This window comes from Methyloceanibacter methanicus, assembly GCF_001723285.1.
GTDB lineage: Bacteria > Pseudomonadota > Alphaproteobacteria > Rhizobiales > Methyloligellaceae > Methyloceanibacter > Methyloceanibacter methanicus.
In genome coordinates this window covers 86,056-108,297 of the sequence record NZ_LPWG01000004.1, presented here as the reverse complement: position 1 = coordinate 108,297, position 22,242 = coordinate 86,056, and the positions used below count along the sequence as shown (strand labels likewise).

24 protein-coding genes and 1 pseudogene are annotated in these 22,242 nt (G+C 65.3%); 13 read left to right on the top strand and 12 right to left on the bottom strand.

What is annotated here, in order from left to right; translation table 11 throughout:
• Positions 1-21: 21 nt before the first annotated feature.
• The 3 genes from AUC68_RS03320 to AUC68_RS03310 form a co-directional block, all read right to left on the bottom strand.
• Positions 22-642 (bottom strand): DsbA family protein, encoded by a 621-nt coding sequence (locus AUC68_RS03320; RefSeq protein ID WP_158008215.1) that lies wholly within the window; start codon positions 640-642, stop codon positions 22-24.
• 111 nt (positions 643-753) lie between these two features.
• The gene (locus tag AUC68_RS03315) at positions 754-1,476 is read right to left on the bottom strand and encodes a DsbA family protein (protein WP_158008214.1); all 723 of its coding nucleotides are present in this window, start codon (positions 1,474-1,476) and stop codon (positions 754-756) included.
• A gap of 150 nt (positions 1,477-1,626) precedes the next feature.
• On the bottom strand, positions 1,627-2,184 hold the full coding sequence (locus tag AUC68_RS03310; protein WP_069436334.1) for a DUF721 domain-containing protein: 558 nt from the start codon (positions 2,182-2,184) through the stop codon (positions 1,627-1,629).
• An 84-nt stretch (positions 2,185-2,268) separates the two neighbouring features.
• Here AUC68_RS03310 and mutY point away from each other — a divergent pair, with 84 nt between their 5' ends.
• Entirely contained in the window at positions 2,269-3,429 is a 1,161-nt protein-coding gene (gene mutY / locus AUC68_RS03305; protein ID WP_083240364.1) for an A/G-specific adenine glycosylase, read from the top strand.
• Here the strand turns inward: mutY and AUC68_RS03300 are convergent.
• A complete protein-coding gene (locus AUC68_RS03300) occupies positions 3,377-4,471 on the bottom strand; it encodes a site-specific DNA-methyltransferase (protein ID WP_069436332.1) in 1,095 nt (364 codons plus the stop codon). The genes mutY and AUC68_RS03300 overlap by 53 nt on opposite strands.
• Positions 4,472-4,642: 171 nt before the next feature.
• Here AUC68_RS03300 and AUC68_RS03295 point away from each other — a divergent pair, with 171 nt between their 5' ends.
• The gene (locus AUC68_RS03295) at positions 4,643-5,395 is read left to right on the top strand and encodes an alpha/beta fold hydrolase (RefSeq protein ID WP_069436331.1); all 753 of its coding nucleotides are present in this window, start codon (positions 4,643-4,645) and stop codon (positions 5,393-5,395) included.
• 148 nt (positions 5,396-5,543) lie between these two features.
• On the opposite strand, the pseudogene AUC68_RS18545 reads toward AUC68_RS03295, so the two are convergent.
• The 3 genes and pseudogenes from AUC68_RS18545 to AUC68_RS03285 all read right to left on the bottom strand — a co-directional run.
• Positions 5,544-5,819, bottom strand: a pseudogene (locus tag AUC68_RS18545) (ribonuclease H family protein); the annotation flags it as partial.
• A gap of 53 nt (positions 5,820-5,872) precedes the next feature.
• The gene (locus AUC68_RS18065) at positions 5,873-6,049 is read right to left on the bottom strand and encodes a ribonuclease H family protein (RefSeq protein WP_204376954.1); all 177 of its coding nucleotides are present in this window, start codon (positions 6,047-6,049) and stop codon (positions 5,873-5,875) included.
• 78 nt (positions 6,050-6,127) lie between these two features.
• Entirely contained in the window at positions 6,128-7,249 is a 1,122-nt protein-coding gene (locus AUC68_RS03285; protein ID WP_069436404.1) for a PA0069 family radical SAM protein, read from the bottom strand.
• A 110-nt stretch (positions 7,250-7,359) separates the two neighbouring features.
• Between AUC68_RS03285 and AUC68_RS03280 the strand changes: the two genes are divergently transcribed.
• From AUC68_RS03280 to AUC68_RS03270, 3 genes are all read left to right on the top strand, one after another.
• Complete coding sequence (locus AUC68_RS03280; protein ID WP_069436330.1) at positions 7,360-8,046, top strand: TIGR04283 family arsenosugar biosynthesis glycosyltransferase; 687 nt, start codon at positions 7,360-7,362, stop codon at positions 8,044-8,046.
• An 8-nt stretch (positions 8,047-8,054) separates the two neighbouring features.
• A complete protein-coding gene (locus AUC68_RS03275; RefSeq protein WP_069436329.1) occupies positions 8,055-8,714 on the top strand; it encodes a TIGR04282 family arsenosugar biosynthesis glycosyltransferase in 660 nt (219 codons plus the stop codon).
• A 141-nt stretch (positions 8,715-8,855) separates the two neighbouring features.
• Positions 8,856-9,104 (top strand): hypothetical protein, encoded by a 249-nt coding sequence (locus AUC68_RS03270; RefSeq protein ID WP_069436328.1) that lies wholly within the window; start codon positions 8,856-8,858, stop codon positions 9,102-9,104.
• A gap of 25 nt (positions 9,105-9,129) precedes the next feature.
• Here AUC68_RS03270 and moaB read toward each other — a convergent pair whose 3' ends face one another.
• Entirely contained in the window at positions 9,130-9,708 is a 579-nt protein-coding gene (moaB, locus tag AUC68_RS03265; RefSeq protein ID WP_069436327.1) for a molybdenum cofactor biosynthesis protein B, read from the bottom strand.
• Between the two features lie 32 nt (positions 9,709-9,740).
• The gene (locus tag AUC68_RS03260) at positions 9,741-10,589 is read right to left on the bottom strand and encodes a uracil-DNA glycosylase (RefSeq protein WP_069436326.1); all 849 of its coding nucleotides are present in this window, start codon (positions 10,587-10,589) and stop codon (positions 9,741-9,743) included.
• 113 nt (positions 10,590-10,702) lie between these two features.
• Here AUC68_RS03260 and AUC68_RS03255 point away from each other — a divergent pair, with 113 nt between their 5' ends.
• From AUC68_RS03255 to AUC68_RS03245, 3 genes are all read left to right on the top strand, one after another.
• Positions 10,703-12,364, top strand: a complete 1,662-nt coding sequence (locus AUC68_RS03255; protein ID WP_069436403.1) for an electron transfer flavoprotein-ubiquinone oxidoreductase — start codon at positions 10,703-10,705, stop codon at positions 12,362-12,364.
• Positions 12,365-12,522: 158 nt separating this feature from the next.
• Entirely contained in the window at positions 12,523-14,286 is a 1,764-nt protein-coding gene (locus AUC68_RS03250; RefSeq protein WP_069436325.1) for a tetratricopeptide repeat protein, read from the top strand.
• A 30-nt stretch (positions 14,287-14,316) separates the two neighbouring features.
• Positions 14,317-15,255, top strand: a complete 939-nt coding sequence (locus AUC68_RS03245) for a 4-(cytidine 5'-diphospho)-2-C-methyl-D-erythritol kinase (RefSeq protein WP_069436324.1) — start codon at positions 14,317-14,319, stop codon at positions 15,253-15,255.
• 21 nt (positions 15,256-15,276) lie between these two features.
• On the opposite strand, the gene AUC68_RS03240 is transcribed toward AUC68_RS03245, so the two are convergent.
• Positions 15,277-16,293: a polyprenyl synthetase family protein gene (locus AUC68_RS03240; RefSeq protein ID WP_069436323.1), complete on the bottom strand. Its 1,017-nt coding sequence runs from the start codon at positions 16,291-16,293 to the stop codon at positions 15,277-15,279.
• A gap of 117 nt (positions 16,294-16,410) precedes the next feature.
• Here AUC68_RS03240 and AUC68_RS03235 point away from each other — a divergent pair, with 117 nt between their 5' ends.
• Both AUC68_RS03235 and AUC68_RS03230 read left to right on the top strand, forming a co-directional pair.
• Positions 16,411-16,644 carry a putative signal transducing protein gene (locus AUC68_RS03235; RefSeq protein WP_069436322.1) on the top strand — a complete coding sequence of 78 codons (234 nt, stop codon included), beginning with the start codon at positions 16,411-16,413 and terminating at the stop codon, positions 16,642-16,644.
• A complete protein-coding gene (locus AUC68_RS03230) occupies positions 16,616-17,422 on the top strand; it encodes a tRNA1(Val) (adenine(37)-N6)-methyltransferase (RefSeq protein ID WP_069436321.1) in 807 nt (268 codons plus the stop codon). The genes AUC68_RS03235 and AUC68_RS03230 overlap by 29 nt, the downstream gene beginning before the upstream one ends.
• Before the next feature lie 122 nt (positions 17,423-17,544).
• Here the strand turns inward: AUC68_RS03230 and AUC68_RS03225 are convergent, their stop codons facing one another.
• Together AUC68_RS03225 and AUC68_RS03220 are read right to left on the bottom strand one after the other, a co-directional pair.
• Positions 17,545-17,886, bottom strand: coding sequence for a hypothetical protein (locus AUC68_RS03225; protein WP_069436320.1), 342 nt, complete (start codon positions 17,884-17,886; stop codon positions 17,545-17,547).
• Between the two features lie 230 nt (positions 17,887-18,116).
• On the bottom strand, positions 18,117-18,401 hold the full coding sequence (locus tag AUC68_RS03220) for a hypothetical protein (RefSeq protein ID WP_069436319.1): 285 nt from the start codon (positions 18,399-18,401) through the stop codon (positions 18,117-18,119).
• Positions 18,402-18,671: 270 nt separating this feature from the next.
• Here AUC68_RS03220 and AUC68_RS03215 point away from each other — a divergent pair, with 270 nt between their 5' ends.
• From AUC68_RS03215 to AUC68_RS03205, 3 genes are all read left to right on the top strand, one after another.
• Complete coding sequence (locus AUC68_RS03215) at positions 18,672-20,408, top strand: CFI-box-CTERM domain-containing protein (RefSeq protein ID WP_069436318.1); 1,737 nt, start codon at positions 18,672-18,674, stop codon at positions 20,406-20,408.
• 58 nt (positions 20,409-20,466) lie between these two features.
• Positions 20,467-21,237 carry a hypothetical protein gene (locus tag AUC68_RS03210; RefSeq protein ID WP_069436317.1) on the top strand — a complete coding sequence of 257 codons (771 nt, stop codon included), beginning with the start codon at positions 20,467-20,469 and terminating at the stop codon, positions 21,235-21,237.
• A gap of 131 nt (positions 21,238-21,368) precedes the next feature.
• Positions 21,369-22,241, top strand: coding sequence for a S49 family peptidase (locus AUC68_RS03205; RefSeq protein ID WP_425283206.1), 873 nt, complete (start codon positions 21,369-21,371; stop codon positions 22,239-22,241).
• The last annotated feature ends 1 nt before the right edge of the window (position 22,242 follow it).

Sequence of the window (22,242 nt, the reverse complement as noted above, 5' to 3'; positions counted from 1 at the left end):
CGTGATTCGCAACGCCGGAGATCAAGAAGCCTGTGGTTCGATCAAGGCCTTTATCTGTTCGAAGGTGACCTCGCCCTGGAGCTTCTGACCATTGATAAAGAACGTCGGCGTTCCAACGACGCCGAATTTGCGTCCCCGCTGCTTCACCTCCGTCAACCCATCGATAATGCTTTGATTCGATAGGCATTTGTCAAATTGCGCGCGGCTCATTCCACTGGTTTTCGCGATCTTGTACAGGGCGTCCTTGCGCACGTCCTGGCTCACCCATTCGCGCTGACGGGACAGGTAAGCCTCGATCAGCGGCAGATATTGGCTCTTCGGCGCGCATCGGGTGACAATGGCCGCCGCGCCCGCGGTCTGCCCGATCGCGAACTCCCGGATGATGTATCGCACCCGGCCCGTGTCCACATAGGTCCGCTTCACGCGCGGAAAGACCTTGGCGTGGTAGGCGCGGCAATACGGGCAGGTCAGCGACACATACTCGATGATGGTCACGGGCGCATTGCGATTCCCGTATTCGCGCTCCCCCAAGGGTCCCGGCTCGAGGAGCTGATCTTTCAGCAGTGCGGCCTCGGGAGCCGAGCCTCCAGCGCCGCAAGCGGCAAGGCCGAAAGCGGCGAGACACAGGACGGCGCCGCTCAAGACGATTGTGGTTGCCCTGCTAAGCCCCAACAAACATCCCCCAAAGGACCCGCGTGTATGGTCCCGGTCCCATGCCGTGCGTGTCGCGGACCGGCCCCGGCCTGATCTTGCTTAGCCGCTCGGCGGCGTTTCGGGTTTGCCGTCGATCGCGGCCTCGAACACGTCCAACCCGACGCCCGGGAGCCGTTTGCCGTTAACGAAGAAGGAGGGCGTGGCGTCGACGCCGTACTCCTCGTGGGCCTTCTTGCGGACGGCAACGATCTTGTCGAACAGCTCTTTGTCCGCAAGGCACTGCTCGAAGCTGTCCTCCGAGAAGCCGGCCTGCTTTGCGATAAGCTTCAGCTTTTCCTTGCCGTCGGCGCCCGGCACCGCCCAGGTCTCCTGGGTCTCGAACAACCCGTCGAGCATGGGATAGAAGCGATCGTTCCCCGCACAGCGGGCCAGCATGGACGCAGCCACCGCGAGGCCGTCCAGGGGAAACTCGCGGAAGACGAAGCGGGCCTTTCCGGTGTCGATGTACTTCTCTTTCACTTGCGGAAACACCTCGGTGTAGAAGTGCGCGCAATGGGGACACGTCATCGAGGCGTATTCCACGATGACCGTGCCCGCGGTCGGATCGCCGAGGACGATGTCGTCCAAGGGCCCCGTCTCCATGAGGTGGGCCATGTCCGGATCCACCTTCGGCGCGGTGGGATCTGCCGGTGTTTCGGCGCTGAAGAAATAGATACCCACGGCAAGCGCGGCGACGGCCACAGCTCCGATCACGTAAAGTCCGTTCTTGCTCTTCTTGGCCTCGGCGGTCGGCTCGGTCGTCTCTTTGTCGGGTTTTGCCACGTCGAATACTCCGGCTTCTTCTCTTGCGCGCGGCCCCTTGCGCTCTTCAGGGCCTAACATCATGGAATGGCACCGATCGGGCAAGCGGGCATGAAGGCTTCTGCTTCAACCCCTCGTGAGCGCGACACTTAGACCTGCTTGGAGCAAGACTCAACACCGCGTCTTGCCGGGAAGCTTCCCGTCCGGGGGACGGCTCGCGGCACTTGCACCCAACCGGCTCAGCGCCCGCGCCAGGTCCGCATGCCGAATGCCTGCGGATTTTGGCAAGGCGTAGGCCGGAAGCGGGGGCTTCGGCGCGCGTTTTGGCCGTGCGACGCGGGCGATCGGCGCCTGCAGAAAGCGCATGTCGGTGACGGCGCGATAGCCGAAATAAGCGTTGATCCGCTCCAGGATCTGCGTTGCGCGATGTTGCACCTCGATGGCCCGCGGCCCTTCGATGCGAAGGACGAGTGTCGCCCCCTCGCCCTTGTGGCCGCGCGAGGGTGGATTGCCGGCTTCATCGCCGTCCCAATCCTCGTGCCGTCTCGGCCAGATGATACGGTCGGGCATGGTGTAGTGGGCAAGCTCGGCACCGGCGATTGCGGGCCAGTCGCTCAGAAGCGCGGTGGTGGCGAAGCCGCGCGCCCGCGCGGCCTTGTCCAGGGCCCTTTCCACAAAGGCCCCGATCGCGCGCGCCCCGCCCTTGGGCCTTCGCCCTGTCGTGTTCATGGTCGCCCCCGTGATCCTCGGCCGAGTCTACACCATGGCGCCGGGCGATTGCGCGTGGCATGAGGACTTATGCAAGACGTTCACATGGACGTTCCAAAGGGCGCCCCGGACACGAAAATCGTCCCCGCCCTCCTGGCTTGGTACCGCCGCGAGGGGCGGGCGCTTCCGTGGCGCGCGCCGCCAGGGAAGCTGCAAGACCCGTACAAAGTGTGGCTGAGTGAGATCATGCTGCAGCAAACCACCGTCAAGGCGGTGACGCCACGCTTCATCGATTTCCTGCGCCGCTGGCCCGATGTGGACGCCCTCGGGAAGGCCGCGCTCGGTGATGTCCTCGCCGCCTGGGCAGGGCTCGGTTATTACGCCCGTGCGCGCAACCTGCATGCCTGCGCGCGCGCCGTATCCGAGACCCATGGCGGACGCTTTCCGGATACGGAGGCGGGCTTGCGCGCGCTGCCCGGCATCGGCGCCTATACCGCCGCCGCCATCGCCGCGATCGCCTTCGGTCGGCGCGCTTCTCCGGTGGACGGCAATATCGAACGGGTTCTCGCCAGGCTCTTCGCGGTCGAAATGCCGCTGCCGGCGGCGAAACCGCAAATCAAGGCGCTGGCGGAGCGCTTGACCCCGGCCGAGCATGCGGGGGACTTCGCGCAAGCGCTCATGGATCTCGGCGCGATGGTGTGCACGCCGCGCCGCCCGGCCTGCGGCCGTTGCCCGGTGCGTCCCGACTGCCGTGGCGTTGCGGCGGGTCTCGCGGACCTGCTTCCCTACAAGGCGGCCAAGGCCGAGCGGCCGACACGGCGCGGCGCCGCGTTCGTCGCGATCCGGGAGGATGGCACGGTCCTGCTGCGGGAGCGGCCGCCCAAAGGGCTTCTCGGCGGCATGTTGGAGACACCCTCCACGCCTTGGGACGAACGACAGCCGAAAGAGGCGGCCGAGGTGCACGCGCCTCTGATCGCCGATTGGACGTGCGTGCCGGGGATCGTCACGCACACCTTCACCCACTTTCATCTCGAGTTGACGGTCTATCGCGCCGAGGTCGGCCGGGACGCCAAATTGACGCCGGCCGCGGACCCTGCGCGCTGCCGTTGGGTGGCGCAACGCGATCTGGCCCATGCCGCCTTGCCGTCGGTGATGCGGAAGGTGCTTGCCCATGCCTCGGGCGAGGTCCGGGCGACGTCGAAGAGCCGCGGCGCTAGGAAGCGAGCTTCTGCCGGGCCTCAACGCGCAAGGCGTCGATCGGCTTGAGCGCGCCGTCGGCCTCGTAGTGCCAGAAGGTCCAGCCGTTGCAGGCCATGGCGCCCTGCACATGCGCGCCGATCTTGTGAATGGACCCTTGCGCACCGGCGCAGGCGATCGACCCGTCCGCGCGCACCTTCGCCTCATGGCGTGCCGCCGGATCGTAGAGGGCCGTCCCGGGAGACAGCAGTCCCATCTCCACCAAAGCCCCGAAGGGCACGCGCGTCTCCGCGCGCTTGCCTTTGGAGACCTGCAGCGAGGCCGGGTCGAGCGTCACGATCGACTTGAGCCGTTCGCGCGCGCTGGCATAGGCGCTTTCACGCTCGATGCCGACAAAGGCCCGGCCCAGCCGCTTGGCGGCAACGGCGGTGGTGCCCGACCCCATGAAGGGATCCAGGACCACGTCGCCCACGTGGCTTGCCGCCAAGATCACCCGCTGCAGCAGTGCTTCGGGCTTTTGGGTGGGATGGGTCTTGCGACCGTCTTGCCTCAAACGTTCGCCGCCCGAGCAGATCGGCAACAGCCAATCGGAGCGCATCTGCAGGTCTTCGTTCAGCGCCTTCATGGACTCATAGTTGAAGGTGTAGCGCGCCTTCTGGCCGGTCGAGGCCCAGATCATGGTTTCGTGGGCGTTGGTGAAGCGCCGGCCGCGGAAGTTCGGCATCGGGTTGGTCTTGCGCCAGATCACGTCGTTCAGCACCCAGAACCCGAGATCCTGGAGCGCCGTGCCCACGCGAAAGATGTTGTGGTAGCTGCCGATGACCCAGAGGCTGCCATTGGGCTTCAGCACGCGGCGGCAGGCGGCGAGCCAGTCGCGGGTGAAGCGGTCATAGGATTCGAAGCTGGAAAACTTGTCCCAGTCGTCGTCGACGCCGTCGACGCGGCTGTTGTTCGGCCGGTAGAGCTCGTTCGCGAGCTGAAGATTGTAGGGCGGATCGGCAAAGATGAGGTCGATGCTCTTCGCAGGGAGCTTGTCCAGTTCCTCGATGCAATCGCCCACAATGATCTTGTTGCGCGGAAGCCGCAGGCCTCCGTCATCCCCCACACCCATGTCGTTCTCTCGCGTTACGCAATACACACACGCGCTTGCCATGCTGTACTCGGCAAGACCGGGTACATGGCAAGACCGGCCCATGCTGGCCGAGCGGGGTAAAGGCGGCCTTAATCCGGCTCGGCGCGCGGCACGGGCCGGGAAAGGCACGCGATCGGCAAGGAGAATCGCATGACGAAGACCATCGTCATGATCCATGGGGTCAATTGCGGCGGCTGGTGCTTCGAGCCCTTTCGGGCCGTGTTCGAGGCGAAGGGGTATTCGTGCTACACCCCCGATCTCGTTGGCCACGGGGCCGACAAGACGGACGGCATCGCCAAGCTCACCGGAGTCGGTATCGCCGACTACCGGGCGCAAATGCGCGATTTCATCGCCGCGCTCCCCGAAAAGCCCATTCTGCTCGGCCATTCCATGGGCGCCGTCATCGCCCAGCAGCTGGCGGCCGAAGGCATTGCCGAAAGGCTGATCCTGGCGAGCCCGGCGCCGCGTGCGGGCATCCTGCCGGCCTCGGAGCCGGAAAAGCAGCTCGGCCAGGACTTGATGTCTCTCGGACCGTTCTGGACGAAAGCCTTCGATCCGAATTTCGAGATCGCCTGCAAGATCAGCCTCAACGGTCTGGCCCCGGAGCGGCAGCGGCAAGTGTTCGAGGCGTTCGGGCCGGAATCGGGCAAGGCGCTGTTCGAGCTCTTCTTCTGGATGTTCGATCGCGCCTGTACGACCGCCGTCGATACGAGCGGCGTGCGCTGTCCGGTCCTGACCCTGTCCGGGACCGAGGACCGCATCGTTCCTCTGGAGACGGCAAAGGCCACGGCCGATGCCTATCCGGGCAGCCCGTTCTGGGCGCTGGAGGGTCACGCCCACATGCTGGTCGTGGAAGAGGGCGCCGAGGATATCGCCCGCCGCATCGCCGGTTGGCTGGGCTAGCGGTCTGGCGGCACGTGCCCCGTGGCGAGAACGCGCTGGATCGGCGCGAAGGAGCGGCGATGGTGCGGGCATAGCCCGTGCCGTTCGATGCCGTCGCGTGTTCGGGCGTGCCGTAGCCCTTGTTGTTCTCCCAGCCATAGCCGCGATAGCGCTTGGCAAGCCGCACCATGATCCGGTCGCGCTCCACCTTCGCCACGATGGAGGCCGCCGCGATCGACAGCGATCGTTCGTCGCCGCCGACCACGGGACAGGCTGTGCCGGGAAAGCGCTTCGGCACGGCGTTGCCGTCGATAAGCGCCGCCGCCTGCGGCACGTCCAAGGCCCGGAACGCCATGCGCATGCCCCACAGTGTGGCTTGCAGGATATTGTCGCGGTCGATGCGCGCCACCTGGCCGATCACCATCGAGACGCGCGCCGTCGCCATGATCTCCTCATAGCGATCCTCGCGCGCCTGCGGCGTCAGCTTCTTGGAGTCGTTCAGCCGTCCGGAATGCGATTGGGGTCGAGAATGACCGCGGCGACGACGACGGGCCCGGCCCATGGCCCGCGCCCGGCCTCGTCGATGCCCGCCACCGGGACACCGTGGCGGTCCATCATCTCCGTTTCGAGATCGAAATTCGGGAAGCCGGCCTCTTGCCGCGGTGACGGTTCCATGGCGGAACTGTCCGACGAACTTGGGTGCTGGCGCAACCGTTCGCGGGCGCGACCGAGGCGGACTTTGTGGAAAAGCCCCTAGAGCAGGCTGAGTTGCTGACCGGGCAGGGTGGGCGGTGTGAACAGATCGGTCCGCAGCCTGTGTTGCTTGTCGAGACCGAGCCGTTCGGCGGCCATCTGGAAGCGCCGGCCGATCATCCAGGCATAAGGGCCGTCGCCCTCCATGCGGCCTTGCCACTGGGCGTCGTAGAGCTTGCCGCCCCGCGTCTGCCGCATCAGGGACAGAACCCGGTCCGCGCGATCCGGGCAATTGGCGCGGAGCCATTCCACGAAGAGATCGCCGATCTCCAGCGGCAGCCGCAGCAGGATATAGCCGGCTTCGCAGGCCCCGGCGGCGGACGCACGCTCCAAGATACGTTCGATCTCCGTATCCGTCAGGCCCGGGACGACCGGCGCGACCATGACGGAGGCGGGGATACCGGCACTCGCAAGGGTTTCAACGGCCTCGAGGCGTTTGTCGGGCGTGCTGGCGCGCGGCTCCATGGCCCGGGCCAGCCGCCGTTCGAGCGTGGTAACCGACAGCGCCACCTTCACGAGGCCCCGTTCGGCCATGGATTGCAGAATATCGAGATCGCGCAGGACAAGCGCCGATTTGGTGACGATCCCCACCGGGTGGTTCGCCGCGCTCAAGACCTCGAGAAGGCGCCGCATGATGCGGTAGCGGCGTTCCACGGGCTGATAGGGATCGGTGTTCGACCCGATCGCGATCATGCGCGGCACGTAGCCGGGGGCCGCAAGCTCGCGCTCCAGCGCCTGCGCGGCATTGGTCTTGGCAAACAGCTTCGTTTCGAAGTCGAGCCCGGGCGACATGCCGAGAAACGCGTGGGTCGGGCGGGCGAAACAATAGATGCACCCGTGTTCGCAGCCCCGATAAGGATTGATCGAGCGGTCGAAGCCGATATCCGGGGAGTCGTTCTTGGTGATGATGCGGCGGGCCGGAACCTCCTGCACCTCGGTCCGGAGCGCCTCAAGATCGCCCAAGGACTCCCAGCCGTCGTCCACCGGCTCATAGGTCTTCGCCTCGAACCGGCCGGACCGGTTGGTTTGGGCGCCCCGGCCATGGCGACGGCCATAGGCGATGCCGCCCGCCTCATGGGGCAGGCTCTCGTCACGGCTCGGCTTTCGAATGGCGACGCTCATGCGCGCAATATAGGCAAGCCGTGCGAACAAAGCAAGAACATAGAAGGCTTGGCGCCGGTGCGCCCCATGCGGCGATTGCCGCGTTGGGGCCAGCCGCTATAGTCCAGCCCATGATTTCGGTCGTAATCCCAACGCTCAATGCCGAGCACGCCCTCGTGCCGACTTTGTCGGCGCTCGTGCCTGCGGTGGTCGAGGGAATCGTCCAGGAGGCGATCATCGCCGACGGCGGCTCGACGGACGATACCTACGTGATCGCCGATGCGGCGGGGACCCATCTGATCAAGGCGCCGCGGGGCCGGGGAACGCAGTTGGAAGCGGGCGCGGCGGCGGCGAAGGGCGACTGGCTGCTCTTTCTGCATGCGGACACGGTGCTCGAACCCGGTTGGGCCGGGGAAGCGGCGAATTTCATCGAGCGCATCGAAACCGGCCGCCGGCCGCAAGCGGCGGCCTATTTCCGGTTCGCGCTCGATGATGAAGCTCATGCCCGCCTGATCGAGTTCCTGGTGGGCCTGCGCTGCGGGCTGTTCTCGCTCCCCTATGGCGATCAGGGCCTGCTGATCTCGCGCGCCCATTACCAGCGGCTCGGCGGTTTCCGGCCGCTTCCCTTGATGGAGGACGTGGATCTCGTCCGCAGGCTGAAGCGGCGGGAGCTTTACGGGCTCAAGACGCGGGCCGTGACCAGTGCCATACGCTATCGTGAGGACGGCTATTTGGCACGTAGCATCCGCAACCTGGGGCTGACGCTGCTTTATCTCCTGCGCGTCCCGCCGCGTGTGCTCGCCCGTCTTTATGACTGACACCGGACATGGCTAGCACGCCGCCGGCGCCAGGCGCCGCCTTCTCACCGCGTCTCATCGTGATGGCCAAACAACCGATCGCCGGTGCCGTGAAGCGTCGTCTTGCGCGCGGCATCGGTACGGGTACCGCCACACGGTTCTACCGGACGACGCTGCATCACACGCTGATGAGGCTCGGCACTGATCCGCGCTGGCGGACTTTTCTGGCGGTCGCGCCCGGCCACACGGTGCGGGAGCCCTGCTGGCCCGCATGGCCGCGCGTCCGGCCCATTCCGCAAGGGGACGGGGATCTCGGCGCGCGCATGCAGGCCCTGTTCGATGCGATGCCGCCAGGGCCCGTGATCGTCGTGGGCAGCGATATCCCGGCGATTTCCCGCGCCCATATCGCCGATGCCTTCCGGCGTCTCGGCAGCGCCGATGCGGTGTTCGGCCCGGCGCGGGACGGCGGCTATTGGCTGGTGGGGTTGAAGCGAAGCCCGAGGCGGCTGGCACCGTTTGAAAACGTGCCGTGGTCGACCGAACAAGCGCTTGCCGCGACATGCGCGAATCTCAAAGGGCGCAAGATCGCACGGGCGGCCACGCTAAGCGACGTGGACACGGCCGAGGATCTCGAAGGTCAACGCGCTTCGGCCGAGCGCCTCGTCCGGGCGTGCCCAAAAGGCGTTTGAACGGTGAGGCGCCTGGCCCGGGCAGACGGAGGGCCGCATTGTGGCTTCCGGCTCGAATCGGTCGACGGGGTCTTGGCGTCTTTGTCCCGCAACGCCATGTAACCCAGCAGTGGCTCCGAACGTCATGGAACGAGGCGTGCGATGACCATTCTCGTGGGCGTGCTTGTGGCGATCACCGTCGTTGCGCTGGTCGTCTGGTGGTGGCTTGATTTCGACATGCCGGAGATCGTGGTGCCCGTGGCCGCGCCCGGCGCCGGTGCGCTCTTCATCTATTGGTATGGAACGCCGCTTGCCTGGGCGATCGGCATCGCCTTGTTCGTCGTAGCCGGCGCCACGGCCTATTACCTGGTGCGCCGCGCAAGGGGAAGTGGCGGCGATCCTCCCAAGTGACGGAGCGACGCCGGAGCGCGTTCCGCTAGCCCTTTGCCTTCGACGTCTTCTTGTCTTTCTTCTTCTCCTTCTTGCTTTCGGCGAGGCGGGGGAGAAGCTCGACGAAGGAGCAGGGGCGGTGGCGGTTGTCCAGCTGCAGTTTGAGGATCCCGTTCCAGGCGTCCTCGCAAGCCCCGGGCGATCCCGGAACCGAGAAGATCAAGGTGCTCTTGGCGAGGCCGCCGCAGGCGCGGGACTGCACCGTGGAGGTGCCGACGGTCTGATAGCTCAGCATGTGGAACAGCACCGAGAAGCCGTCGATCTCCTTGTCGAACAGCGGGCGCACGGCCTCGGGCGTCACATCGCGCCCGGTGAAGCCGGTCCCGCCGGTGGTGATGACCACATCCACATCGTCCATCTTCACCCAGGCCTTGACGGCCTTGCGGATGGATTTTTCGTCGTCCGACACGACCATGCGGTCGGCGACGACGTGACCGGCGTCTTCGATCATCTGAACGAGGCGCGGTCCGGACTTGTCGGTCTTGGGGGTCCGCGTGTCCGAGACGGTGAGCACGGCAAGGCGCAACGGCACGAACGGACGGGTGGGGTCGATGCGGGCACTCATGATGGTGTTTCCTCCAGCCTTGGGGTCTTCCCCTAGTCTTTTTCGAGCTCGCCCAATCTCTCCTTCAGCATGAGCAAGTCGCGCCAGGCATAGCGCTTCGCCTCCGGGGAGCGAAGCAGATAGGCCGGATGTAACGTCGCGAGCGTCGGGATGTCGCGTTCTTTCGCGTGGTATAGTTTCCACTTGCCGCGCAGGCGCATGATGCCTTCGGTCGTCTCGAGCATGGATTTCGCGGCCGCCCCGCCTAAGAGCACGATCACCTCGGGCCGCAGCAATTCGATCTGCCGGGCGAGAAACGGCGCGCAGGAACCGATTTCCTGCGGCGTGGGTGTGCGGTTGCCGGGCGGGCGCCAATAGATCGTGTTGGTGATGTAGACCGAGGTCTCGTCGAGCCCGATCGCGGCCAGCATCTTGTCCAAGAGCTTGCCGGCACGCCCGACGAAGGGTTTGCCTTGCAGGTCCTCGTCGCGGCCCGGCGCCTCGCCGATCAGCATCCTTGGCCTTCTCGCTCCCGCGCGCAAGCACGTGTTCTTGGCGGTCCGTTTCAGCGGACACCCCTCGAAGGCCGCCACGGCCTTCTCGAGTTCGGCAAGCGTCTCGATCCCTTCGAGGACGGGCGGCGCCACATCTTCCGGGGCCGGGGCCGGACGCCGCGCCTTCCGAGAGGCTTTGGGAGGCACGTTGAGCGCACCCTTTGGCGCGGCTCCCGCCGCCGTGTCCGGGGCGCCTTTGGCCGAGTCGCGGGGCGTGCCTTGTGAAGCCGGCGGGGCGGCGGACTGCGCGAAGCGGTCCACCGGCTCTTCACCAATGGCCTCGTCCACACCCATGGCCTCGTACCAGGCCAGAAGGCTTGAGGTGCTTTTTGCGGCGCTTTCACTCATTTGCGTGGGCAGGGCCGATCCGATATTTGTCAGTTCAGGGCAATTATCATGAGTTTAGCACCAATTTCGCCGTGGGCGCGGCTGGGTGCGATGCGAAAATGGAAAGGGCTGAGATGAGCGATCAGGTCGAACGGGACGTGATGGAGTTCGATGTGGTGATCGTCGGCGGCGGTCCTGCGGGGCTCTCGGCCGCGATCCGGCTCAAACAGCTTGCGGCGGAGAAGGACAAGGAGATCTCCGTCGTCGTCCTGGAAAAGGGATCGGAGATCGGCGCCCATATTCTGTCCGGGGCGGTGATCGATCCCGTAGGGCTCGACGCGCTCATCCCCGATTGGCGCGAGCAAGGCGCGCCGCTCACCGACGCGGTATCCAAGGACCTGTTCTACTATCTCGGGGAGGCGGGCGAGGTCCGGCTGCCGAACTTCTTCATGCCGCCCCTGATGAACAATCACGGTTGCTACGCGGGAAGCCTTAGCAATCTCACCAAGTGGCTCGGGGAGCAGGCCGAGGCGCTCGGGGTCGAGGTCTACCCGGGTATCGCCGTGGCCGACGCGATCATTGGCGCGGACGGCGCGGTCGAGGGCGTGATAACCGGCGACCTTGGCGTTGCGCGCGACGGCAGTCCCAAGGACAGCTACACGCCGGGCATGGCGTTGATGGGCAAGTATACGTTCTTCGCCGAAGGCGCGCGCGGCTCGGTGACCAAGCAACTCATCGAGAAATTCGGTCTGGACGAAGACAGCGGCACCCAGAAATTCGGCATCGGCCTGAAAGAGCTCTGGGAGATACCGGCCGAGAAGCACCAGCCGGGCCTTGTCCAGCACACGATGGGCTGGCCGCTCGACGACAAGACCGGCGGCGGCTCCTTCCTCTACCATTTCGGTGACAACCTGGTGTCGGTCGGCTTCGTCGTCCATCTCGACTACGCCAATCCCTATCTCAGCCCGTTCAAGGAATTCCAGCGCGCGAAGACCCATCCCGTCATCGCGAAGCATCTCGAGGGCGGCAAGCGCATCGCCTATGGCGCCCGCGCGCTCACCGAAGGCGGCTGGCAGGCCGTGCCGCAACTCGCGTTCCCCGGCGGTGCGCTGGTGGGCTGCGCCGCGGGCTTCATGAACGTGCCGCGAATCAAGGGGTCTCACAACGCCATGCTGTCGGGCATGATGGCGGCTGAAACAGCCTTTGAGGCCATCGAGGCGGGGCGCGCGCGCGACACGCTTCTGGAATATATCCAGGCCTTCGAGGCGAGCGCGATGGCCAAGGAGCTGAAGAAGGTCCGCAACGTGAAGCCGCTGTGGTCGCGTTTCGGCACGCGGCTCGGCGTCATGCTCGGCGGCGTCGATATGTGGCTCAATACGATCCTGCCGTTCCTCGGCCATACGCTGAAACACAAAAAACCCGACTATGCGAGCCTGCGGCCTGCGGCGAAATCGAATCCCATCGATTACCCGAAGCCCGACAACAAGTTGACCTTCGACATCCTCTCGTCGGTGTTCCTGTCCAACACCAACCACGACGAGGACGAGCCCGTGCATCTGACGCTCAAAGACCCGAACGTGCCGATCGAGCAGAATCTGCCCCACTACGACGAGCCCGCGCAGCGCTATTGCCCGGCGAATGTCTACGAGGTCGTGGAGGAAGGCGGTTCGGTGCGTTTCCAGATCAACGCGCAAAACTGCGTGCACTGTAAGACGTGCGACATCAAGGATCCGGCGCAGAACATCACCTGGGTGGTGCCGGAAGGCGGCGACGGACCCAACTACGCCAACATGTAGCCGGCCAACATTACAGAATGCTCATGTGATCCAACCAATTAGGTCACAAACGCGCCGCCTTTGAACCCAAATATTGTTTTCATGACAGGACAAAGCGCATAGCCTGTCCAAGACCTTTGGACCAATTAGCCTGGGGCGGCGCAAGCCGGGCCGACAACATGACGAATGCCGACAGCGGGCGTATTGGGAAATGGACCCTGCGGTCTGTTCTCCTGATGGCGATCTTTGCAGCTCCAGCCGCCTATTCGGAAGTCGTGGCGACCAAGCCGGACAATCCGGGCGCCCGTACCCTTCTCGGCAACTACCTTGCGGGCCGCGTCGCGCGCCAGAATCACGACACGGACGCGGCGGCGGACTTCTATACCAAGGCCTTGGAAGGCGACCCGTCCAACGAAGCCATTCTCGAACAGGCCTTCCTGCTCGAGGCGCGTGCCGGCCATTGGAAGCGGGCCAGCAAACTCGCCAATGAACTCGTCAAGGTCGAGCCCTCGCACCGCTTCGCGCAATTCCTGCTGGGCATCAATGCGTTCCAGCGGGGCGACTACAAGAAGGCGGATGTGCATTTTGCGGCCGCGCGGCAGGGCCCCATCGCCGATCTCGCCTCCACGCTGGCGCGCGCCTGGGTCCAGGAAGCCGCCGGCGAACATTCGAAAGCGTTCGAGACGCTGGACCGCCTGAGCAATGCGGATTGGGCGCAGTACTATCAACGTTACCACCGGGCGCTGATCGCCGATGTCGCGGGACGCCATCAGCTTGCCAGCACGTCCTACGACGCCGCGTTCAAGCGGAGCCCCACGACGCTTCGGATCGCCGATGCCTATGCGCGTCACGCCGTCAACGGCAACCGGCAGGATTTGGCGATCGCGACACTCAAGATGCACATGGCCAAGACCGCGCCGCATCCCCTGACCGAGGCGCTGCTGGAGGAGATCGAAAGCGGCGGCCAGCCAGGGTTGATTGCGGAGAACCCGACCGAAGGTCTCGCCGAGGTCTTCTACGGGATCGGCGATGCCGTGGCTGGCGAGGGCGGTCTCGATATGGGTGTCGTCTACCTGAAATTCGCGCTCCTGTTGAAGCCGGACTTTCCGCTGGCGCAAATCGCACTCGCGGAGGCTCACTCGGCGGCTAAGAAGTACGAGGCCGAGATCGCCGCCTTCGATGCCATTCCGCCATCGTCCCCGCTTTGGGTGAATGTGCAGATTCAGAAAGCGTTCGCGCTGACCTCGCTCGAGCGCATCGACGAAGCGAAGGTCCTGCTCGAGGACATCATCGCCGAGAACCCGGACGATATCCGCCCGCTCGACGCGCTCGGAAATATCCTCCGCTCCAAGGAGCGCTACGAAGAGGCGCGCGACTACTACACGAAGGCGATCAGCCTGGTCGACAAGCCCACCAAGCGAAACTGGGCCCTGTATTATTCGCGCGGCGTCTGTAACGAGCGCCTGAAGGATTGGCCCGCGGCCGAGGCCGACTTCAACGAGGCCCTCCGCCTGAACCCCGACGAGTCGCTGGTCCTGAACTATCTCGGCTATTCCTGGGTGGACCAGGGTCTGAACCTGCAGCAGGCCATGGACTACATCCGCAAGGCCGTAAGCCTGAAGCCGGACGACGGCTACTACGTCGACAGTCTCGGCTGGGCCCATTACCGCCTCGGCAACATGCCCAAGGCCGTCGAGTATCTCGAACAGGCGGTGGAGTTGCGCCCGGACGATCCCATCATCAACGACCATCTCGGGGATGCCTATTGGCGTGTGGGGCGCCGGGTCGAAGCCAAATATCAGTGGCAGCAGTCGATGTCGCTGGAGCCGGAAGACGACCTGCGCGTGAGCCTGATCAAGAAGATCGAGTCGGGGCTCGAAGAGGAGACGGCGACGAAGTCTGCCTCCGAATCTGTCGAGGCCAAACGGAACGCCTCGCATTAGAGGCCGGTTCGCGATACGTCACGTCGCACTATGCGATTTCGGGACATTGCCTGGGCCAAGCTGAACCTCACGCTTGAGGTCCTGGGCCGGCGCGGCGACGGCTTCCACGAATTGAGAAGCCTTGTCGCTTTTGCCGGTGCCGGCGACACGGTCGAATTCACCCCTCACATTTCGCCAGGGCCTCGGCTCGTGGCGCAGGGCGCGGGCGCTCCGGTGCCGCCCGGCGTCACGCTCGAGGTCGAAGGGCCCTTCGCCGGTGCGCTGGCCGGCGCGAACCTCATGCTGGAGGCCGCCGAGGCGGCGCGCGCCCGCGTCCCGCCCTGCCGTCCGGCTCCTTCCGGCCTCGTGAAGGCGCTTCCCGTCGCGGCGGGGCTCGGCGGCGGGTCGGCCGATGCCGCCGCCGCGCTGAGATTGCTCGTGGCGGCCGGTGAGGGCGCGTTCTCGGCCGAGGACGCGGGCGCGATCGCGCCGGTGCTTGGGTCGGACGTCGCTGTCTGCCTCCGGAGCTCCCCGGCTATGATCACGGGCCGCGGCGAAAAGGTCGCCGCCGTATCCGGTTTCCCGCACTGCGGTGTCGTGCTGGCCAATCCCGGCGTAGAGCTCGCAACCTCGGCGGTCTACGGCGCGCTCGGCGCAGCGCCGCTCGACGCGTCCCCGGAGGCTCTCTCGGAAGGCGCGCCGCCACTGGATTTCGGCGGAAGCTTCGAGGCGCTGATCGCCTATGCGTCGGCGCGCGTCAACGATCTGGAGCCCGCCGCGCGGAGGTTGGCGCCGGAGCTCGGGGCCGTGATTTCGGCGTTGGAAACGCTGAGTGGCGCCCGGCTCGTCCGGCTGTCCGGATCCGGTGCGACCTGCTTTGCCGTGTTCGCCACACCGCGGGAGGCTTTGCGGGCCGCGATCCTGCTCGCCGAGAAAGCGCCGGATTGGTGGATTACCGCGGGGATCCTCGGGAATCCCCGGACGCCCTGAGCGATTGCCGTCCACCGGGAACTAGAACGGCCGGCTCACCGAAAACTCGATCGCCCCGAGCAGCGCGGACTTGATGTCGCCGTCCGGGAATATGGCGAGGGCATCGCGGGCGATCGCGCCGTAATGGCGCGCTCGTTCCATCGTGTCGGCGAGCGCGTTGTGCTTGGCGATCAGGTCGATGGCCGTGTCGAGATCGTCGTCACCGATGTCGCCCTCCTTGACCGTCCGTTCCCAGAACTTGCGCTCGTCGGCGCTGCCCCGCCGATAGCTCAGGACCACGGGAAGCGTGATTTTCCCGTCGCGGAAATCGTCGCCGACGCTCTTGCCGAGCTCCGACTGCTCGCCCGAATAGTCGAGGGCGTCGTCCACGAGCTGGAAGGCGACGCCGAGATTGCGCCCAAAGGACCGCAAGGCCGCCGCTTCCGATTTCGGACGCTCGGCGACCACGGCGCCCACCTCGGCCGCCGCCGCGAACAGGGCCGCCGTCTTGGCTTCGATGACGGCGAGGTAGTCGTCCTCCGTGGTGTCCGTGTTGTGCGCGGTAATGAGCTGCATCACCTCGCCCTCGGCAATGATCGCCGCCGCGTCGGACAGGATGCGCAAGGCGCCCATGGAGCCCACGTCCACCATCATCTTGAAGGACTGACCGAGCAGGTAGTCGCCGACGAGGACGCTGGCCTCGTTGCCCCATAGCAGTCTGGCCGTGGTTTTGCCGCGCCGCAGGTTGCTTTCGTCGACGACGTCGTCATGGAGCAGCGTTGCCGTGTGCATGAACTCCACGGCCGCCGCGAGCCGCTGGTGGCCGTCGCCTTCGTAGCCGCACAGCTTCGCGGCGGCGATGGTCAGCATCGGGCGCAGGCGCTTGCCGCCGGAATCGATCAGGTGGCGCGCGAGCTCGGGGATCAGTTCGACATTGGACCGTGCCTTGTCCAGGATGATCTGGTTGACACGGGCCATGTCCTCCTCGACAAGCGCGAAGAGCGGGGCGAGGCTTGCGCTGGGTTCGCGCGGGTCGGAAAGCTTGACGACGATGCCCACGGGCCAGTCTCCTCTTGTGAGGGGTTTCGTTTCCTCCGGTGCGGAGGGCTTATAGCACTGTCGGCGGCCCGAATTGAAGAAGAAGGCGCTGGTGGCATTTCGGGAGCGGTTGTCGCGATGAAAGAATTGATAAGGTCGAACGATCCCGTGCTTGTCTCGTTTGTGAGCGCGCTCCTCAAAGAGGCGGGAATCGCTTTCACAGTGCTCGATACCAACATGAGCGTGATGGAGGGATCCATCGGTGTCTTGCCGCAGCGCGTACTGGTTGAGGACGTTTCCGTCAACAAGGCGCGCGCGCTTCTGACCGAGGCTGGCGTAGGCGATGATCTCGAGCGCGACGATCGGTCCTAGCGGCTCCGGCGAGCCGGAAACGACGGCCGACGCATTCCTCGGCGGACGGATCGAAATCCTTCAGTACAGGTCGGGGCATCGGGGCGGCAGCGATGCGGTGTTTCTCGCCGCCGCCGTGCCGGCGCAAGCCGGCGATGCGGTCCTGGCGCCGGGACCGGGCGCTGGAACCGCAGGCCTGTGTCTTCTGGCCCGCGTCCCCGGTGTCGATGTCACCGGTGTGGAAATCGACGCGAACCAATGCGCCCTGGCGCGCCGGAATGCGGCGCGGAACGGCTTTGGCGAGCGTTTCCGTGCCATCGAGGCGGATCTCACCGCGCCGGCCAAGATTTTGAGCAGCGCCGGCCTCGTGCGCGAAGGCTACGACCAGGTCATGGCCAATCCGCCGTTCTACGGCGAAGGTTCGGTCCGGATGGCGCCGGACGCGGCGCGCGCGCATGCGCATGTGATGCCGGCGGGCGAACTGGAGCGCTGGGTGCGGTTCCTGACCACCATGGCTGGACCGCGCGCCACCTTGACCCTGATCCATCGGGCCGACCATCTCGGGCCGCTCTTGGAGGGTCTGAAAGACCGTTTCGGCGCCCTCGCGATCTACCCCCTGTTTCCCAAGCGGGGTCTCCCGGCGATCCGCGTCATTGTCCAGGGGCGGAAGAACAGCCGCGCGGCCACGCGCCTCCTGCCCGGACTGGTTCTGCACGAGGAGGGGGGCGCCTACACCGCCGAAGCCGAAGCCGTCTTGCGCGAAGGAGCGGCGTTTCGTCTGGACGCAACTGGGGCTTAGGCGCGGCCGCGACGGAAGCTTGGCGGCCGCTAGTTGAGAGCGAAGCTGCCGCCATGGGGGGACAGGCGGCAGCCTCGCAATGGCCCGGGGCTAGGGAGGAAACCCGGGCGTGCGAGGGCCCGCTAGACGCAGACCCTCACGTCCTTCCAAACCCATTTGCGGTACGGATTTCCTCGGCGGTCCCAGACCTTGATGGAGACCTTGCGCGGCGCATAGTGGCAATGGCGGCGTCCGCGGTCGTCGAACCAGCTCGGGCCGTAGCGGTGCCAGCGCTGCGCGCCATACCTGTCGGAATGGTGGTGACGGCGGCCGGCGCGGGGGCCGGGCGTGTAGCTGTGCTCGTAACCGCCATGTTTGCCGGCGCGGTGGCCGTCGCCGTCATGTCCGCGATCGTGTCCCGCATAGGCCGCCGTTGCTCCGAAAGCCACCAGCGCGGCCGCGGCGAGAAGTGTCGTTTTCAGCATGGTTCATACCTCCGTTGGGGCGCCTTTCGCGCCGCCTGAAATCCTCGGTCGTGAGGAACAGGCTTAGAGGTGAGTGGCTGAACCGGGGCTGACGGCCCGATTCATGGGCCGTTCAGGGCAACGGACGCCGAGAGCCGGAGACACCCGGCGCAAGATATCGGCGCAAACGACAAAGGGCCGGCCCCCGATTGGAGACCGACCCTTGCCGGAGTGCGATGCGTGTGGCGCGGTTAGTACCAGCCGCCCCAAGCGCGCTTTCGCCAATAAGGGTAATAGGCGTAAGGGTAGGCGCTGCAGCCATAGCGGGAGCGGCAGCGCCGTGGAACGTAATAGGCCGCGCGCGGCCGGACGTAGCGCCCAGGCGCGACGAAGCGCCGGCCGCAATATCCCGTGCTGTAATAGCCGTTGCGCCAGACCTTGCGGCACCAGCCCGCCTCGGCGGGCTGCGGCGCCAGCGAAACGCCGAGAAACGCGACGGCGGCCGCCAGGCTCGCCAGGATCGCAAATTTTCTCATTGAAGAGTCCTCCTGGGACTGATGTCTGTAACGGTCCGGCTGGCCGCTCCAAGCGGGGCGCCCGCGACATGCCGATCCTATATCATTCAAATGGCACCGGCTCACGTCCGATCGCCCATTCACCTTAATGGGCGAATGGGCGGGTCGAATTCGGTTGCCGCGCCCACACCACGGCGCGTTGCATTCGTTCAAGTGCAATCCTAGAATTGTACGCTATTCGTGCGGGGAAGACTGGATCGGCCGGGCTCTTGAGAAGGGTGAAACCGGATCATGTCCTATCGCGCAAACCTCCGGCGCCTGAAGGCGCTCACGGCGCTCGTGGCCGTCGTGCCATTCACGGCTGCCACGGTCGTGCCCCAGCCGCTCCATGGCCAGGACGTTCCCCAGAAGTCGCGCAACAAGGCCCAGGAACGCGCAACCTCGGGCAAGAGGGCGGTCACGGTCGAGCCGCAACCGGCGAAGGACCTCCGGGGGGAGGCCGGAAACTGGACCTTCTCCTCTCAGGGCGGCTACGAATCCCACGCGTTTCCCAATTGGCGGAAGATCAAGACCCAGACCGGGGGCCCCAAGATCATGGGGCCGCGCGGTCGGGCAAAAATCATGATCGACTATTGGAGTCCGCCGGGCCCCGCGCATGGCTACAGCGGCACGCTAATCGTGGAGCGGACCGGGAACACGCCTGGCAGCTTCGAGGCACGCGTCCTCGTGGATGGGAAGGAGGTCGACAGCTTCAAGGTCGAAAAGGAGACGAAGCGGGACCTCACGAAGGTGTTCGGAAGCGATCTCGGCGGCTTGGCCTCCGCGTCCAATCTGCGCGTGACGGCCAAGATCGGCGGCACCACCTACGATATCTTCAGCTTCGATCTCCAAGGCGCCGGCGAGGCTCTGCAGAAAATGCGGATAGGTCCGGACGAGGCCTGGGCCAGGAACCCGAACCCCGCCGCCATCGGCGGGCCGCAGAGGAAGAGAACCGCCGTCAAGGTGGAGACAAAGCCGAAAAACTCGGCCAACTGTCCGCCCGGCGCAGGCTCTTCGGCGGCGTTCCGGAAATACCCGAAACAGGAGAACGGCACGCTCGGGAGTTGGTCCTACCAATTCTTCGGCCCGGCCGCTCACGCGGACCTGATTCCCGAAAAGATCAAGACGAAGGGCGGCGGCGATCTCGACGGCGACGTCAAGACGGGCGGCACGGCCGAGTACAAGATCTGGTACAAGGCCGAGACAGGGCCGAAACAAGGCTTCAATGCCTGGATCAGCGTGATCCCCGTCGGCAAATACGATGTGTTCAAGGCCGATCTGTTCGTGGACGGCGAGAAGGCAGACAGCGTCGTCTTCCAGCCCGAACCAGATCCCAAGTACAAATCCAAGATGAACCCGCCGCCCTATGCCAAGAGCTTCAATCTCACGGAGCTCTTTGACGGGGACATGAGCCGTGTCGCGGCGATCCGCAATTTGCGCGTCGCGGCGGACATGGACGGAAGCGGTTTCGACGTCTTCGACGCCGATCTCGACGGCACGGCGGATGTCATAGAAAAGATGAAGACCGACTCCGATGCGCATTACGCGGTCACGACCGCCCGCAAGGCGTGCGCCCCACCGAAGATTTCGGGACCCGGCGCCAACCCTGAGAGCCAGGACGAATCAGGCGGTGGTCGCGGCGGCCCCAAGAAGTGCTTCATCACAACGGCCTGCTGCGATGTCGTCGGCCTTGCCGACGATTGTTTCGAGCTGACGGCGCTGCGCCGGTTCCGCGACGAGGTTCTGGCGCAGACGGCGGATGGACAACGTGAGATCCGGCTCTATTACGAGCTTGCACCCTTAGTGCTCGCCGAGATGCGCCGGCGTGGTCACGAGCCGCGGCTCCTCGGGCTGTATTTCGGCCGCATCCTGCCTTGCGTCCTCGCGGCCGAACTCGGTCTCGAGGTCCTCACGCGCCGGATGTACCGCGACATGATGGTGGCGCTCGTCTCCCGTTACCGGCCGGACCGATTGGCGTCGATGATCTGAATGTGCCGTATCGGGCCGCGCAGTCCGGTCAGGCGATGGACCGTTTTCGAGGACCCAAATGCGTCGAAGCAGCACCTGGTACCAACCGAGCGTCGCCGTCGCTGTGGCTTTCGTGTTCGGACTTGTGACGGCCTCCGATGCCGGTGCCGACAGGGGCACGAGAGGCTCGTCTTGCTATTTCCAGGCGTCCAGCGCCGATAAAGCTTTGAAAAAGAGCGACTACGAAGCCGCGCAGGCAGGGTTCACCGCGGCCATCGATTGGACCGCGCAAAACTGCAACGACAAGAATACCGACAAGAGGTTCCTGTTCGAAAATTACATGGGGCGTGCCAAGGCAAGGACCTTCCTGGAGGAGAACGACGGGGCTGCCGAGGATATCGCCCACATGCTGCAGAACCCGTTCGTGCTGCGCGGGAAGCTCATGGTGGGGGACTGGCGATGGATGCAGCGCGCGCTCGACAAGGCGATTGCGCAGAATCCAAAGAGCGTGACCTTGCTTGAGACGCGCGCGGAACTTTTCGAACAGCACGCCCGGCAAATACACACCGGCCCCACGGCCCCGAAGGGCGCCGAGACCAAGAAGAAGCTCTACCGGGAGCAGCTCAAGGACCGCACGGCGCTGGTCGAGCTCGCCACATCGGACGACGACAAGGCGCAAAGACTGTACCGGCGTGCGAACGTTTACGAGTTCGGGCTCAAGGAGCGTGAACCGGCGCTGAAGGACCTGGATGAAGCCGTCAAGCTGGATCCGAAACCCAAATACGCGCAACGGCGGAAGGAGCTGCGCAGCAAGATGGGCTTTTCGGTGCTGGAGACTTGGAAGAAGTAGAGAGCCGGCTCTGGTATCGAACGGCACGCCGCCGCGCTTGCCCCGGTCTGGCCTTTATTGGTCCCGATCTAGTGGACAACTCTTGATCTCAATTGGCCTGAGGGTACGGTGCGTTTATGAGCGAAAATGGTTTGACTGCAGCGATGAAGGCCCTGCTTCCGGAGAAGTGGACGAAGCCGCGCCCCCTCGTGCCGGTCCTGCGGTTCAGCGGGCCCATCGGCATGACCTCTCCCTTCAGGCAGGAACTCTCCCTGCCCACGGTCGCGGCCGCCATCGAGAAGGCCTTCTCCATGCGCGGGGCCAAGGCCGTCGCCATTCAGATCAATTCGCCCGGCGGTGCGGCTGTCCAGTCGACGCTGATCCACAAACGGATCCGTGCCCTCGCCGCGGAAAAGGACCTCAAGGTCTATACGTTCTGCGAGGACGTCGCGGCGTCGGGCGGCTACATGCTGTCGCTCGCGGGCGATGAGATCTATGCCGATCCGAGCTCGATCGTGGGATCGATCGGGGTCATCGCCGCCGGTTTCGGGTTTCCGGGGCTGATGGAGAAGATCGGCGTGGAGCGCCGCGTCTACACCGCGGGCAAGAGCAAGGACACGCTCGACCCCTTCCTGCCCGAAAAGCCTGCCGACGTGGAACGCATCAAGGCGATCCAGCTCGACGTGCACGAGGCCTTCATCGACATGGTGAAATCGCGCCGGGGCGACAAGCTGACAAAGTCCGACGACGAACTGTTCACCGGCGCGTTCTGGTCCGGCAAAGTGGCCGCCGAACTCGGCCTCGTCGACGGCCTGTCGGACTTGCGCACCAAGATGCGCGAAGTTTTCGGCGAAGACGTGCGTTTCAAGCTCGTCTCGACCGGCGGCGGCTTGCTCCGGCGCAACAAGAAGTCGGTCTCGACCTCGGCCGGCGGCTTCGAACTCGGCGGCTGGCCACAAGGGCTCGCCGCGGACGTGATCTCCGCGATCGAGGCGCGCGCGCTTTGGTCGCGTTTCGGGTTGTAGG